The sequence below is a fragment of the Bradyrhizobium erythrophlei genome, from assembly GCF_900129425.1.
Classification (GTDB): domain Bacteria; phylum Pseudomonadota; class Alphaproteobacteria; order Rhizobiales; family Xanthobacteraceae; genus Bradyrhizobium; species Bradyrhizobium erythrophlei_C.
The window spans coordinates 5,208,210-5,221,211 of record NZ_LT670817.1 but is presented as its reverse complement, the minus strand read 5'-3'; the positions used below and the strand labels follow the sequence as shown (position 1 = coordinate 5,221,211).

14 protein-coding genes and 1 pseudogene are annotated in these 13,002 nt (G+C 59.9%); 5 read left to right on the top strand and 10 right to left on the bottom strand.

Annotation, left to right across the window (positions count from 1 at the left end; all coding sequences use genetic code 11):
- Positions 1-155: 155 nt before the first annotated feature.
- From B5527_RS25050 to B5527_RS25015, 8 genes are all read right to left on the bottom strand, one after another.
- On the bottom strand, positions 156-1,685 hold the full coding sequence (locus B5527_RS25050; RefSeq protein ID WP_079603927.1) for a tripartite tricarboxylate transporter permease: 1,530 nt from the start codon (positions 1,683-1,685) through the stop codon (positions 156-158).
- A 17-nt stretch (positions 1,686-1,702) separates the two neighbouring features.
- Positions 1,703-2,149, bottom strand: a complete 447-nt coding sequence (locus B5527_RS25045) for a tripartite tricarboxylate transporter TctB family protein (RefSeq protein WP_079603926.1) — start codon at positions 2,147-2,149, stop codon at positions 1,703-1,705.
- Positions 2,150-2,201: 52 nt separating this feature from the next.
- Positions 2,202-3,164: a Bug family tripartite tricarboxylate transporter substrate binding protein gene (locus B5527_RS25040; protein WP_172842653.1), complete on the bottom strand. Its 963-nt coding sequence runs from the start codon at positions 3,162-3,164 to the stop codon at positions 2,202-2,204.
- Between the two features lie 188 nt (positions 3,165-3,352).
- Positions 3,353-3,898 carry a cupin domain-containing protein gene (locus B5527_RS25035; RefSeq protein ID WP_079603924.1) on the bottom strand — a complete coding sequence of 182 codons (546 nt, stop codon included), beginning with the start codon at positions 3,896-3,898 and terminating at the stop codon, positions 3,353-3,355.
- Positions 3,895-4,449 carry a hypothetical protein gene (locus B5527_RS25030; RefSeq protein WP_154072505.1) on the bottom strand — a complete coding sequence of 185 codons (555 nt, stop codon included), beginning with the start codon at positions 4,447-4,449 and terminating at the stop codon, positions 3,895-3,897. The genes B5527_RS25035 and B5527_RS25030 overlap by 4 nt, the downstream gene beginning before the upstream one ends.
- A 30-nt stretch (positions 4,450-4,479) precedes the next feature.
- Positions 4,480-5,394 (bottom strand): SMP-30/gluconolactonase/LRE family protein, encoded by a 915-nt coding sequence (locus B5527_RS25025; RefSeq protein ID WP_079603922.1) that lies wholly within the window; start codon positions 5,392-5,394, stop codon positions 4,480-4,482.
- Positions 5,394-6,290 (bottom strand): SMP-30/gluconolactonase/LRE family protein, encoded by an 897-nt coding sequence (locus B5527_RS25020; RefSeq protein WP_079603921.1) that lies wholly within the window; start codon positions 6,288-6,290, stop codon positions 5,394-5,396. Before B5527_RS25020 ends, B5527_RS25025 begins: the two co-directional genes overlap by 1 nt.
- Positions 6,291-6,292: 2 nt before the next feature.
- Complete coding sequence (locus B5527_RS25015) at positions 6,293-7,975, bottom strand: thiamine pyrophosphate-binding protein (RefSeq protein WP_079603920.1); 1,683 nt, start codon at positions 7,973-7,975, stop codon at positions 6,293-6,295.
- A gap of 137 nt (positions 7,976-8,112) precedes the next feature.
- Between B5527_RS25015 and B5527_RS25010 the strand changes: the two genes are divergently transcribed.
- Together B5527_RS25010 and B5527_RS44460 are read left to right on the top strand one after the other, a co-directional pair.
- Entirely contained in the window at positions 8,113-9,045 is a 933-nt protein-coding gene (locus B5527_RS25010; protein ID WP_079603919.1) for a LysR substrate-binding domain-containing protein, read from the top strand.
- Positions 9,046-9,154: 109 nt separating this feature from the next.
- The gene (locus B5527_RS44460) at positions 9,155-9,472 is read left to right on the top strand and encodes a hypothetical protein (protein WP_154072504.1); all 318 of its coding nucleotides are present in this window, start codon (positions 9,155-9,157) and stop codon (positions 9,470-9,472) included.
- A gap of 564 nt (positions 9,473-10,036) precedes the next feature.
- Here the strand turns inward: B5527_RS44460 and B5527_RS46585 are convergent.
- Positions 10,037-10,231: pseudogene (locus tag B5527_RS46585) on the bottom strand (IS481 family transposase); the annotation flags it as partial.
- A gap of 167 nt (positions 10,232-10,398) precedes the next feature.
- Here B5527_RS46585 and B5527_RS24995 point away from each other — a divergent pair.
- The 3 genes from B5527_RS24995 (at position 10,399) to B5527_RS46580 (ending at position 12,056) form a co-directional block, all read left to right on the top strand.
- Positions 10,399-10,854, top strand: coding sequence for a hypothetical protein (locus tag B5527_RS24995; protein ID WP_079607477.1), 456 nt, complete (start codon positions 10,399-10,401; stop codon positions 10,852-10,854).
- A 412-nt stretch (positions 10,855-11,266) separates the two neighbouring features.
- Complete coding sequence (locus tag B5527_RS47175) at positions 11,267-11,854, top strand: transporter (RefSeq protein WP_338065131.1); 588 nt, start codon at positions 11,267-11,269, stop codon at positions 11,852-11,854.
- Positions 11,739-12,056: a transporter gene (locus B5527_RS46580; protein ID WP_245332243.1), complete on the top strand. Its 318-nt coding sequence runs from the start codon at positions 11,739-11,741 to the stop codon at positions 12,054-12,056. Before B5527_RS47175 ends, B5527_RS46580 begins: the two co-directional genes overlap by 116 nt.
- Before the next feature lie 142 nt (positions 12,057-12,198).
- On the opposite strand, the gene B5527_RS24980 is transcribed toward B5527_RS46580, so the two are convergent.
- A complete protein-coding gene (locus B5527_RS24980; protein WP_154072503.1) occupies positions 12,199-12,732 on the bottom strand; it encodes a hypothetical protein in 534 nt (177 codons plus the stop codon).
- Positions 12,733-13,002 lie beyond the last annotated feature (270 nt).

Here is a 13,002-nt window from a genome sequence, read left to right as displayed (position 1 = left end):
TCGTTATCCGGAGCCTAAGGCTTAGATTCCATTGTCTTCTGCGAGCGGTCTCTTGTGCAACGCACCTAGCGACACTGCTCTATCGGGCCAGCGAGCTCGACTGAGATACCTGCCAACTCATGCACCCAAAGCCGCGTGATCCAGATTTGATTTTCCTACGACAACGCCGTGTCCGTTTTCGCCTGTTCCGTTGCACTGATTTCAACGGTCGTCTCGATGCTCTTTTCCCGTCGGGCAAAAATCACGATGAAAGCAACCGCGAGGAGCAGCATGACGAGGCTGATCGGGCTCGTTAGGAAAATACCGGCATGGCCTCGCGACATCAGCAGAGCGCGCCGCATGTTTTCCTCCAGCGTAGGGCCGAGGATCATGCCGAGGACGAGTGGCCCAGGCGGACAATCGAGCCGCTTGAAGACGAAGCCGAGCGCGCCGAACCCGGCGGCCAGAAAGATATCGAAAACCTGGCTGTTGACGCTGTAAACCCCGATACAACAGAACAGCAGGATCGCCGGATAGAGCAGGCGGTAGGGAACCCTCAACAGGCGGATCCAAAGGCCGACCATCGGCAGATTGAGGATCAGCAACATCACGTTGCCGATCAGCATGCTGGCGACGACGCCCCAGAAAAGATCGGGGTGACCGCTCATCACCTGCGGGCCGGGTGTGATGCCCTGGATCATCAGGGCACCGAGCATCAGCGCCATGGCGGCGCCGGCTGGAATGCCGAGACCCAGCATCGGAATGAAGTGCGTGATCGCGGCGGCATTGTTCGAGGCTTCCGGCGCTGCCACGCCCTCGATAGCGCCCTTGCCGAAGCGCGAGGGATCCTTGGCGATCTGTTTTTCCACCGCATAGGACACGAAGGAGCAGACCAGCGGGCCAGTGCCCGGCAGAATCCCGAAAATCGCGCCGAGGCCGGTGCCGCGCAAAATAGGCCTCCAGGCGGCGCGCATGTCCTCTCGCGTGGGGATGAGCGAATTGATCGCAGTAGGTTCTGCGCGCGGCTCCGGCTTGGCGATATGGTGGAGCACCTCGGCGAAAGCGAAGAGGCCGGTCGCGACCGCAACAAAGCTGACCCCGTCGGTGAGATAATGGCTGCCGAAGGTAAATCGCCATGCTCCGGTGCTGACGTCCGTGCCGACCGTACCGATGAGAACGCCGAGCGCCGACATTGCGATGGTTGTCAGCGGCGAATTCGACACCACGACGGCCGAACTGACCAACGCCATGATGATCATAGAAGTATATTCGGTGGGCCCGATCAGCAGCGAGCTCTCGGATAGAAAAGGCGCCAGCGTTGCGATGATGACGACGCCGACACAGCCGGCAAAGAACGATCCAACGGCAGAGATGAACAGCGCGACCCCGGCGCGTCCCTGCCGCGCCATGGGATGGCCGTCCAGACATATGACGATGGACGATGGTTCGCCCGGCATGTTCAGCATGATCGCCGTGGTCGAACCGGCATGATGCGCCCCATAATAGATGCCGGCGAGCATGATCAGCGATGCCACCGCCGGCATCTTGAAGGTGAAAGGCAGCAGCATGGCGATCGTCGTGACCGGCCCGATTCCTGGCAAGACACCCACAAGGGTGCCGAGAAACGCGCCGACGAGACAATAGAAGAAATTGATTGGCGTGAAGGCGACATCGAAGCCCAGCCGGAGATGATCGAGGATTTCCATGTCGCTCTGCCCCGGCGTCAGTAAAGGTCGACAGGCATGCCGAGCCCGGAGACGAAGATGCCCGCCACAAGGGCGATCAGCGCGACGGTCAGCAGCAATGTCTCACCCGGTCGCGCTTGCAATCGCGACCAGCAGCTCAGCAGGATCAAGACAGCTGCGGCGGCGATCAGTCCGGCCGATTCGAGCAGCAGACCGAATCCGACGACGCCGCCCAGCACAAACACGAAGGCAGCCAACGGCCAGGGATCAAGAACATCCGCGTCTGCGATCGTCACCGAGCGGACCACCGAAGCGATGCCCAATCCGGCGAGGATCAGCGAGACGGCCATCGGGAAATAGCCCGGTCCCATCGCCGTTGCCGAGCCGATCCGATGATCGAGCGAGCCGGCGAGCCAGACCGAACCGATGCAGAAGAAGATGAGGCCGGCGGTAAACTCCCGCTGGCTGCGAACCCTGAACTTCATCTGTACCCCCGGCGCCGGACGCAGCGAGTCGCGTATGTTCGAATGGTCGGCCTCATTCGGGCTTCACGCCGGTTTCCCTGACGATCTTCTGCCATTTGCCGAGTTCGGATTCCACGAACTCGCCGAACTGCTCCGGCGTGTCCGAGTCCGCTTCAAAGCCGATCGATTGGATTTTTTCCTTCACCTTCGGATCGGCGAGCGCTTTTACCAGTTCGGCGTTCAACCGGTCGATGATCGGCTGCGGTGTCCCCTTTGGTGCATCGAGTCCATACCATGTGGTGTATTCGAGTTGCGGCAGTCCGGCTTCGACGGTGGTCGGAAGCTGCGGAGCATTGGGAACCCGTTTCGGTCCGGTAACGGCGAGCGCAACAAGCTTTCCGCTGGTGACAAAGGGCATGCTGACAAGGAAGCCGAACAGCAATTGTGTCCGCCCGGCCAGTATATCGACCAGCGCCGGGCCCATTCCGTTATAGGGCACGTGGACGATATCCACACCGCCATACAGGCGCAGCATCTCGCATCCGAGATGCGCCTGCGTGCCGGGGCCGGTGGATCCGCAATTGAGCTCTCCGGGTCTTTCCTTTGCGAGTTTCAGAAGGTCCGCCAGGGTTTTCACGCCGAGGGATGATTGGGCATACAGAACGGCGGGTCCTTCGCCGATCTTGCCGACCGGAGCGAAGTCGCGCGCCAGGTTGAAGGTGGTATCCGGCCGGTACGCCTGCAGCGCGACATAGGTCGCGGTGCTGAAGAGCAGCGTGTAGCCGTCGGGTCGTGACTTCAAGACCGTTTGGCCTGCGATGAGACCGCCTGCGCCGGGCAATTGCTCCACGACGACCTGTTGCCCCAACGCTTCCGTGAATTTCTGGCCGATAATCCGCGCGACAAAGTCAGGGCCCGCGCCGACGAAAATGCGAATCGGCTTTGTCGGATAGTTCTGCGCGCAGACGCCCCCGGCGGCGGCTATCATGAGAGCAAGGCAGGCGAGGATTGCGACAGCACAACGACGCAAGACCATGCCGTCTCCCTGGACCCGCATCTTTCCAGCCGGGCGGCTTTCCGTCGGTTGTGCACAGCGCGTTGGGCGGGGTGCCGGCGACGACACCGGAAGGGTGAAGGTGCACGATTCTACCGCTCGCCTTTTCCGACCGCAGAACGACCTCAATGCTGCGCGAACCGGTCCGGTCATCCTCTCTCAACGCTCCATTAGCCGGCGGCATCGATTAGCGTGAATGCGATCACGCAAGGCTCCGACGAACGGTTGCTCCAGGCGTGATTGGCGCCGCGCTGGACAACGGTGTCGCCGGCTTCCAGATCCACTTCCTGCGTGTCGAGAACGAGGGTGATCCTGCCTTCCAGGATCAGGCAGAAGTCGAGTGTCCGCGTCTTCTGCATGTAGGGATGCGGCGCCTTGGGCGAGTAGGTCGAGGCATGTGGCGACCCCGCCGTGGCAAAGAAGGCCGCGACTTCGGCGGTGCCGACCTTTCCGGCGTAAACCGCATCCGGTGGAAAGGTGATGACGCGGCAGACCGAGCCTTTCGACGGCGGTTCGATGGCGGGATGAGTCCGGGCCCTCTGAACATCGGCAGCGCGAGAATTGGTTCCCGCGGCCCAGATGTGGCTGGACGCATAGCCAGGCCGCGCAGGATCGCGGCTGACGTCGAGGACCGGTCCGATCAACAGCGGTTTCGATCGGCCCTCGGCGTCGTCAATGGTCACAATGCGCCTGACCGGCTTGTCGAGCATGGTCATGAGCTTTCCTCTTCGGCGCCCATCATGACGAAAGCCATGAGACTGCCGCTATCGGGATTGGTCCAGCCGTGCCAGTTGCCGAGCTGCACCACGACGTCGCCTTTCTGCAGCGGATACGCGCCGTCGTCGAGCAGCAGGGTTCGCTGTCCGTCGAGCAGGATGCCGTAATCGACGGTCGTCGACTTGTGGTAGGGTGAGCTGTAGACATTTTGACCGCCGCGATACAATGTCCCATTGGCGGCGCGGACCGTCTCGTGTCGTTCCTTCCTCTGCGCATCGGTCGAAGCGTCGTAATTGGCGGGACGCCCCATGCTCTCGACGACGCGAAGATGTCCTCCCTGATGCGGCGGTTCGAAGCTGAAGGGCAGATTGCCGTCATCGCGGGTGCCCGAGATCGGCGCCGGCACTTGATCATAGACCCATAGATCGGTCATTCGCGCGGAGACATGTGTGTTCACATTCGGCGCGGGTCCGTCGTACAGAACGCGGGAGCGGCCCTGATCGTCGGTTCCTGTTACAACCCGCCGTATCGGTCTCGCCTGAAAGGGCATGCTTGCCTCCGGATCGACGCAGAAAATGTATCATGCGGCAGGCTTGCCGGCGCTGAGCCCGACCCGGCCCGTCTGCCGGGCGCGCCAGAGATGGCCGGTTCCGCTGGTGACGTAGAGTTCGTCCAGACCTTTGCCGCCGAATGTGCACCGCATCGGACAATTATCCGGGAATGCCTGTGTTTCCAGGATCCGGCCTGCCGGTGACACGATGTAGATCAGCGACCCCGGTCCGGCCTGGTCGGATCCGGCGCAGACGATGATGTTGCCGTCGGCATCGAGGCAGAGGCCTTCCGCGCCACGCTGTGTCCCGCGGTGGTCGCGGCCGAAACTATGCAGGAGCCGCGGGCTGCCGAGACGACCGGTCGCATCGACGGGATAGGCGCGCAATTCACGCGCTTCACTCAAGGCATCGCCTTCGCCGACATAGAGCGTCCGCTCATCGGCAGAGAGCGCGAGGCAGCGCGGCGCCGCCGTGTCGAAGGTCAGGCGCTCGATGATCCAGTCATGGGTCACGTGATGACGGGAAAGCCGCAGCACCGAGGCGTGCGGCAAATTTGGGAATATCTGCGGCCCATGGGATGGCAGGTGATGGTAGGGATCGGTGAACCAGATACGGCTAGTGCGGTCGACCGTCAGATCGCTCGGAAAATTGATACGCTGCCCGTCAAGCGTGGCTCCAAGCGGCGCCGCGGATCCATCGGCATTCATCTCGATGATCCGGCGGCTGCCTTCCTGGCAGCCGTAGAAACGACCGTCGGGCGTCAGCGCTAGTCCGTTGATGCGGTTGGTGAAGCGCCGGATTTCCTCGACGCCGCCACCGCCGGGATCGTAACGCAGCAGACGGCTTTCGAGAACCGCAGCAAAGACGATGGTCTTCCCGTCCCAGACGAGGCCGCCGGTCGGGCCGTTGAAGGGGCCGGCGACGCGTTCGAATTCCCACGCCATTAAACCGCTCCTACGGGAATGCCAGGGATCTTCAGCCGGGTGCGGAACACGCAATTGCGCGTGGTGATGTAGAGCGTGCGCCAATCATCGTCGCCCCAGGCCATGTTGGTGCACACGCCTGGCACGTGCATGCGCCCCAGCAAGGTGCCGTCGGGCGCAATCACGTGTACGCCGACCGGACCGGTGCAATAGACGTTTCCCTGAGCATCGACCTTCATGCCGTCGGCATGGCCCGGCTCGTCGCCCTGCAGCGTATAGAACAGGCGGCCTTCGCCGAACGAGCCGTCCGATCTCATGTCGAAGACACGAATATGGGCCCGCGGCGTGTCGTTGACATACATGCGTTTCTCGTCCGGCGAGAAAGCCAGGCCGTTCGAGCCGGCAAAATCGGTGACCATCGGGGTCAACGCGCCATCCGCGGTCATGCGAAACACGCCCTGCCAGTCGAGGTAGCGCTGACAATCGTTGCCCTCCATGCCGGGGATCAGCAAGCCGTTCTGCATTTCGGTCCAGTAGATCGTGCCGTCCGACTTCACGACGATGTCGTTCGGCGAACTGATCTTCTTGCCTTCATAGTGCGAGGCGAGGGAGACGAGGGAGCCGTCCTCTTCAAGCCGCCAGACATTGCGTGACGACCAGCCGGCAATGATCAGCCGCCCCTGATGATCGAGTGTCATCCCGTTGAGGTGCCCGGACGGCGCCAGCACGGTTTCGACGCCGATGCCCGGTATCCATTTCAGGACTTTGTCGCCGATGATGTCGACGAAATACAGCCACTTTTGGTTGCGGTCCCAGACCGGTCCTTCTCCGAAGATCAAGCCGCGGACGATCTCGATCAAAGGAGGATCGGGATCGGCGACGTCACGCATGCCGGGTGCCAGAAATTCGACCTGCATCTTCAATAAGCTCCCTTGGGGCGGCCCCAGGCTGGGCGAGCCAGCGCATTCACGTCGGTGGTCGCGTCGATGACGACGGGCCGGTTCAGGGTGAGGGCATGACGTAACGCGCCATCGAGGTCTTGAGGGCGGTTCACCCGAATGCCGGCGCAATCGAAAGATTCCGCGATCTTGGCAAAATCGAGCGGGCGGAAACGCCACATCTCGCCGGCGCGCCCGCGCTGGGTGCCGCCATAGGCTTTGTCAAAAAGCGGAATTTCCTGGTTGAGGGCGGCGTTGTTGTTGACGACGACGACGAGGTTGAGACCGAAGCGCGCCGCGGTCTCGAGTTCGGCGATATGATAGTAGAAGGCGCCGTCGCCGCAGAAGCAGACGACCGGCGTGTCGGGCAAGGCGCATTTGGCGCCGATAGCCGCGGGAAAGCTCCAGCCGAGCGAGCCGGCGCAGCGCAAAAAACGCTGATTGGGCCGGTTGAGATCGATCATGGTCCCTGACCAGATGCCGGAATGGCCGGTATCGACCACGACCGTTCCGTTCTCGGGCAACGCATCCGAGATCGCCTGGCAGAGCCGTTCCGGTCGCATCGGCTCGGCCGACGAGGTCAGCAACGGGGTCTCGAGCGCGCGCCATTCCTCGACGAGAGCGCCGATGCGCGTCAACCAGGCGCACCGTTCAGTCGCGCTCTTTGAAACAGCCGCATCCAGCAGCATTCGCAGGCCGATCCTGGCATCGCTCAGCAGCGAGACGCTATTGGGATAGTTGCGGCCTAGCTCTTCGCCGTCGATGTCGAGTTGGATGACGGCCGTACCGGGCGCCGGAATGGTCCAATTGGTCGTGACCTGGCTACCGGTCCGGCTGCCGACGAAAAACACGAGATCGGCTTCCGCGACCGCGCGATTGGCGCACGCCCGTGAATAGGTCCCGCAGACGCCGACGGAGAGAGGATGGTTGTCGGCGATCGAGCCTTTGGCGTTAAGCGAAGTCGCCACCGGAATATTGAGTCGTTCCGCCAGAGCGCGCAGTTCGGCTTCCGCCGCCGATATCGTCACTCCGCCGCCTGCCACGATGATCGGGCGGGTCGCTTTGGCGATCATATCGAGCGCGCGTTTGATGTCCCCGCCATCCGGTGCCGGCCGATAGGCGGGAACCCGGCTGTGAGTCTCTTCCACGACGAGCGTGTAGTCGCCTTCCGCTTCGAGGCTATCGCCCAGCGCCCCGCGCAATTGCAGGTGTGTCGGTCCCGGCGAGCCCGATGTTGCGGTTCGAAAGGCCTGCCGCAGCAGATCCTGCAACCGCTCCGGATCCTCGACCCTCGCATTGAACTTGGTGACAGGATCGAATTGCGTGAAGTCTTCGATTTCTTGGTAGAAATTACGGTAGTGCGAACGCGGCGTTGGGCCTCCGGTCAGCGCAATCACCGGCGAGCGGGCCATATACGCATCACGCAAACCGGCGGCGAGGTTCGAAGCGCCGATATTCTGGGCCAGACAGATGCCCGGCCTGCGGCTCGCCCGCGCAAAACCATCGGCCATATAGGCTGCAGCTTTTTCGCCATGGGTCATGACGCGGCGGATGCCGAAATCCTCCATTTCCGCCATCGCTTGAAGAACAACCGCCGGAACAAAGAAGACATGGCTGACGCCATAAGCGTGCAGCGACTCGGCGAGATAGCGAGAGCCCGTCATTTTCGGCAAACAGAACACCTCCCCGAGCGGCCGGCATTTTGGAGTCGGCTTGAAACATCCCGAGTTGTAACCGTAAGCCCGTATGCTACAAACGGAAAAAACTGGAATAGGTGCATTCCAGATGGGAATAGTCAAAAATGAAGATCGAGCAATTGCGCGCTCTATGCGAGGTCGTCGATCAAGGTTTCTCGATGTCCCGGGCGGCCAATGCCCTGGACACTTCGCAGCCAAATATCAGCAAGCAGGTGCGTCTTCTCGAACAGCACCTGGCTGTCGACGTCCTGCTCCGGCGCGGCGGCCGCATCATCGGCATGACAGAACCAGGACAAGAGGTTCTGAAAGTCGCGCGGCGTATCGTATTGGACGCCGGCAATCTGAAAAGTATCGGAGAGGACTACAGGCGCGGCGATCGGGGGCACCTGACTATCGCCACCACACATTTCATCGCGCGCTATCTGCTGACCGATTGTATCGAGCAGTTTCACAAGCGATTTCCCAAGGTGCAGATTACCCTGCACGAGACCACGCAACGACATGCGCTCGACATGCTGCAATCGACCGAGGCTGATGTGGGTATTTTAAGCGAGCCGCCGCGCGGCGGTGTCGGCGTGGTGCAGCTCTTGAGCCAGCGCAAGATTGCCCTGAGCCTGGTAACGCCGCCCGAGCACCCCTTGCTGGTGCGACGGTTGGTCACGCTCGACATGATCGCCCGTTATCCGGTGGTACAACTCGATCCAACCCTGTCCGGCGGCTGGAACGTCAAACGCGCCTTTGAAAGAGCGGGGCTCAGTCCGAATGTCGTGATGACCGCCGGCAATATCGAAGTCGTCAAAGCTTACGTCGCGCGCGGCCTGGGCGTGGCCATTCTGCCGTCGCTCTGCGTCGAGGCTGAACACGATCCGGATCTCGACAAACTCGACGCTGGTCATCTCATTCCGCCGATGCCGCCTTTCATCGGACTGCATCCGGAATCGTTTGTGCGTGGGTATGTCTACGACTTCATCGAGACATTCTCGCCGGAATGGACGAAAAGGCGGGTAAGCCGCCGAATGCGCCAGAACCCGGATTAGGTCACCTCAGAGCAGGGCTACAACAGACTTCCGGCGAAGGGTTGCCCGTCGATGCAACAAATTTGCAACACGCTAGACTTAAGCTATTAACATTGTTGAGTTGGGCGGATTGGAGAAGAAGGAATTCTTCCTCGGCGTGGCGAACGCTCAGTGGCTTGCGGCTTTTAATCAACGTTGCGAAACCTCTGGCACCAAAGAGATCTTCATCGTCACCTCCAAAGTGTGTGCGGTAACGGTTGCCTTGGGCGTGCATTTCTCGGATTCTAACCGCCCGGCGATAGCCTTCGACTCCGCTGCGCTCAAATTAGTCAATCTGGATCAGTCAGCGCAGCAAAAACACATTCTTCAACTGCACCAAGAATGTCACCAGCCACGCGCACGCAAACATGCCCGCGAAACCAAGCGTCGTTCTGCGATCAATCAATGACAGATTTGTCCACCACCATATCCGGTAAAGCCATGTTCCTGTCGTGGCTACGCCAAGCAGGCAGACCAGCATTTTGAGAAAGGACGAGTTCGCGACACCTAAAGCGCCAAACAAAAGCGTTGCCGGAACGAGAAACATCGTGCAGGCGGATATCAAAGTCTCGTTCATGGGTCCTCAAGACATCTACGAATCGCGGGCTACATATGCAGTTTGCAACAACCCGTAGCCTTTCGGAAGGCACACCGGTGCGACTTACACTTGGCTTACGCCGCCCACGATGCGTTCGTTCGTCCTATCGGCTCTGGATGAGGATCGCGGTCGCCGCGCCTCCAAGTCTGCGGTCGTCGAATTCACCTTCAGCTTCGGCTTCTGATACTCGAGAAACCTATGGGTGAGAGCCTTCCAAGTCCACGTGATTCCGGTATCCCCGATGCGCTTTCGGTACGCGAGTAACGAAGTTTCATCCGCGAACCGGTCCGCGATCTCGAGATGACCCTGCCGATCCCCGTAGCGGGCGCTGTAAGTTTCTAACCTTACCAGGTCTCAACAACACGGAGATCGCGTTTGCGGTTCGCCGCCGCGCTTGACCAAGCCATGGCGATCAAGGACCGCATGGATGGTGCTTTTGGCCGGAACCCGAACATCGCCGTCGAGTCTCCTGACCAGCAGTTCCCGGATCTTGCGCGCACCCCAGTGCGGCTTCTCGGCCTTGAGACGGACAATCAGGCCCTCGATCACTTCCGGCTCGCGAACTGGACGAATGTCAGCTTGCGCACGAATATATGATTGCCACTAGAAATATACATTTCTGGATGGCAATCGAGCCCGCTTTCCGGCTTGGTCTGCGGCGGGCGACTAGATAAAGTCAGCTTGACATCACTTTTGGGGGTCAGATTCAGATCCGACAGTTTGAGACTGGAATGGTCATGAAGAGCCTCCCAACGTTACTCGCGACGACTACCCTGCTCGCGGGAATTGGAGCAAGCGACGCGGCGGTTCGGATTGTGGAGGACCCTGGCGGCCGGATCGGAACATACGTCGATAAATATAAGGGCGTACGTAGCTCGGGCGAGATGGTGATCATCGACGGTTTTTGTGCCTCGGCCTGCACCATCGTTCTCGGAACGGTTCCTCATGACAAGATATGCGTGACCACCCGCGCCAAGCTTGGATTTCACGCCGCCTGGGATCCCGGTTCCAGCGGTCGCAAAACCACCAATCCCGGAGCAACGCAGACCCTGTATTCCATGTATCCATTTGAGGTGCGGCGCTGGATCGACCAACGCGGAGGGCTCACCCCGCGCATGATTTTCCTGAGCGGCCGCCAGCTCGCGGCCATGTACCGCCCCTGCTATCTGGATTCACGGGCCTCTTCGCACTGAATCAGTTGTCACAAGCAAGACGCTTCCTGATCTCATCAAGCCGTCTGTCAAGCGCGTCAAATCTGGTATGAAGGCTTTTGTCGTGAAGATGAAATATATAGCCAATCACGAGAACCCCAAAAAACCAGTGGTGACGCTCTAAGTACCCCAGAACATGCTCGGTCGCACTGCCAGCGAGCGCAACGAATCCCAACAAGGAACTCATTTCAGGCTATCCCCGATGAGAGTGGAACTTGGACCGTTGCACATGAGCGCCCTTCGATGGAAAGACTCTCCTTCGAGCGCTGATATTCCGAACATCTAATTCTGTTAACGTTTGAGCGGCGAGATATTAGCCAAGACCTCGAGACTTAGTGCAATGGTGGTTTGAAGGGGCGGTCAGTTGGCGTTCGTTTGCAGGCTCGCAATAGTCGTGCTGGCCTTGGCTGTTTGTCTCAGCACAATTACAAGGGCGGACGGTTGTCCAAGCACCAAGGACGAGATCACCACCGATCGACCTGACGTCACGAATTCCAGCCTTGTTGTGCCTGCGGGCAGTCTGCAGATCGAAAACGGCGTCAATTTCAGCACGCGGGACGGCGATCGATTTGTGGACGGCACAAATACACGTTTGCGCGCTGGAATTGCGAACTGTCTCGAATTTCTTGTGGACACGCCGACGTACTTTGCAAATGTTCAAGGTCCCAAAAATTCCGGGTTTTCCGATGTCGCGCCAGCGCTGAAGTGGCAGATCAGCCCAGCCCCCGGAAAGGTCGATCTCTCGGCGGTGTTTGGCGTGGCGTTGCCGACCGGATCAGCCAGCATAGCCGGTCGCGGCTCGCAGCCCTATTTTCAATTCCCGTGGTCGTGGGAATTGGACCGCGGGTGGGGATTGAGTGGAATGTTTGACCGAGTTCTTTCGTCCCTCGGACCCGACCAGCAAGCTGATTACAGAAGCCACATTTGTCATCGAAAAGAATGTGACCGAGAGGGCGAGCCTATTTGTGGAGTACGTGGGTGATTACCCGGAGAATGGGAGTCCCGCCCAACTCCTGAATTCGGGTGGTCTGTATCGTCTCAGTCCAAATCAGCAGGTGGATTTCCACATAGCCGTGGGGCTCAATCACAACGCGCCCAGTTACATTGTCGGTATCGGTTATTCGGTGCGCTTCGACGAGCTGTTCTCGGCCAAGCGAAGTGCCTCCATCGCCCCGCGCAATTAGCAAAGCCTTCGACGTGCCAACGGACTAGCAGGTGGATGACAGCTGGGATTTATAAGTAACGATTGTGGGGAAGGTGATGCCCCCACACCCCGATAGGCATGAATATGATCTGGAAGTTGTCGGCGGATAGAGTTGCAGCCTCTCAAGCCAGATTGACTGTCCTGTTATGCGAACGTCGCGGTGCTTTCAATTCGCCAGGGGCGCCTGTGAATTGTCCAAGGCGCGCGGCGGTGCCAGCGGCAAGCTGCAGCAGCACGCCGATCATCCACCAGAAAACGATCCCGACATTCCAAACGACGGGCGGAGCCTCATCAAGCACGATCATACATACCGACACGAGCGCTGCAAAGGCGGCGAGGAATGTGCTGGCGCCGCTCGCCAGCGCAATCGCAAACGCCGTCGGACTCGAACCGCCGTGTGATAGGGAGCGGTCGGAGGCGCCGGCAGGCAGTGAAGGAATGTTGGTTCTCAAATAGAAGCCGACAGAGCGGTAGAGGACCGCTGAGAAGAGAGCTCCAATAGAATTGATCGGTTCGATATTTGCTTTAGCCACAAGCGCGGCAACGAAAAGTCCGCACTGTGCGCCCATAATTGCAGGACCAAGTCTCTCTATGACTTGAGCAAATCCATTCGGGTGAGAATGGGTGACTGTTGAGGTATCTATTCTATTCAGCATGATCGGCTTCCTTCCTCGTTTGGTTGGACTGGATCATTTCCTGCGCGCGGATTTGCATGGCGTTTCGCAAAACGCCCCGGCACCCGGGCTGCGCTGAGGTAGGTCCGGTCGTAACCAATAGGTTGCGGGCTTAGCGTCCGGCGAACCCTGCGGATTGCCGAGCCATAGGGTTCGATGAGACCGCATTGCTATTCCGCGTCACTCAGGAGACTGGACAGGCGATCGGTTTATTCCGGCGAACTTCGCTTGCTGGGATACGCGTCGGCGAAC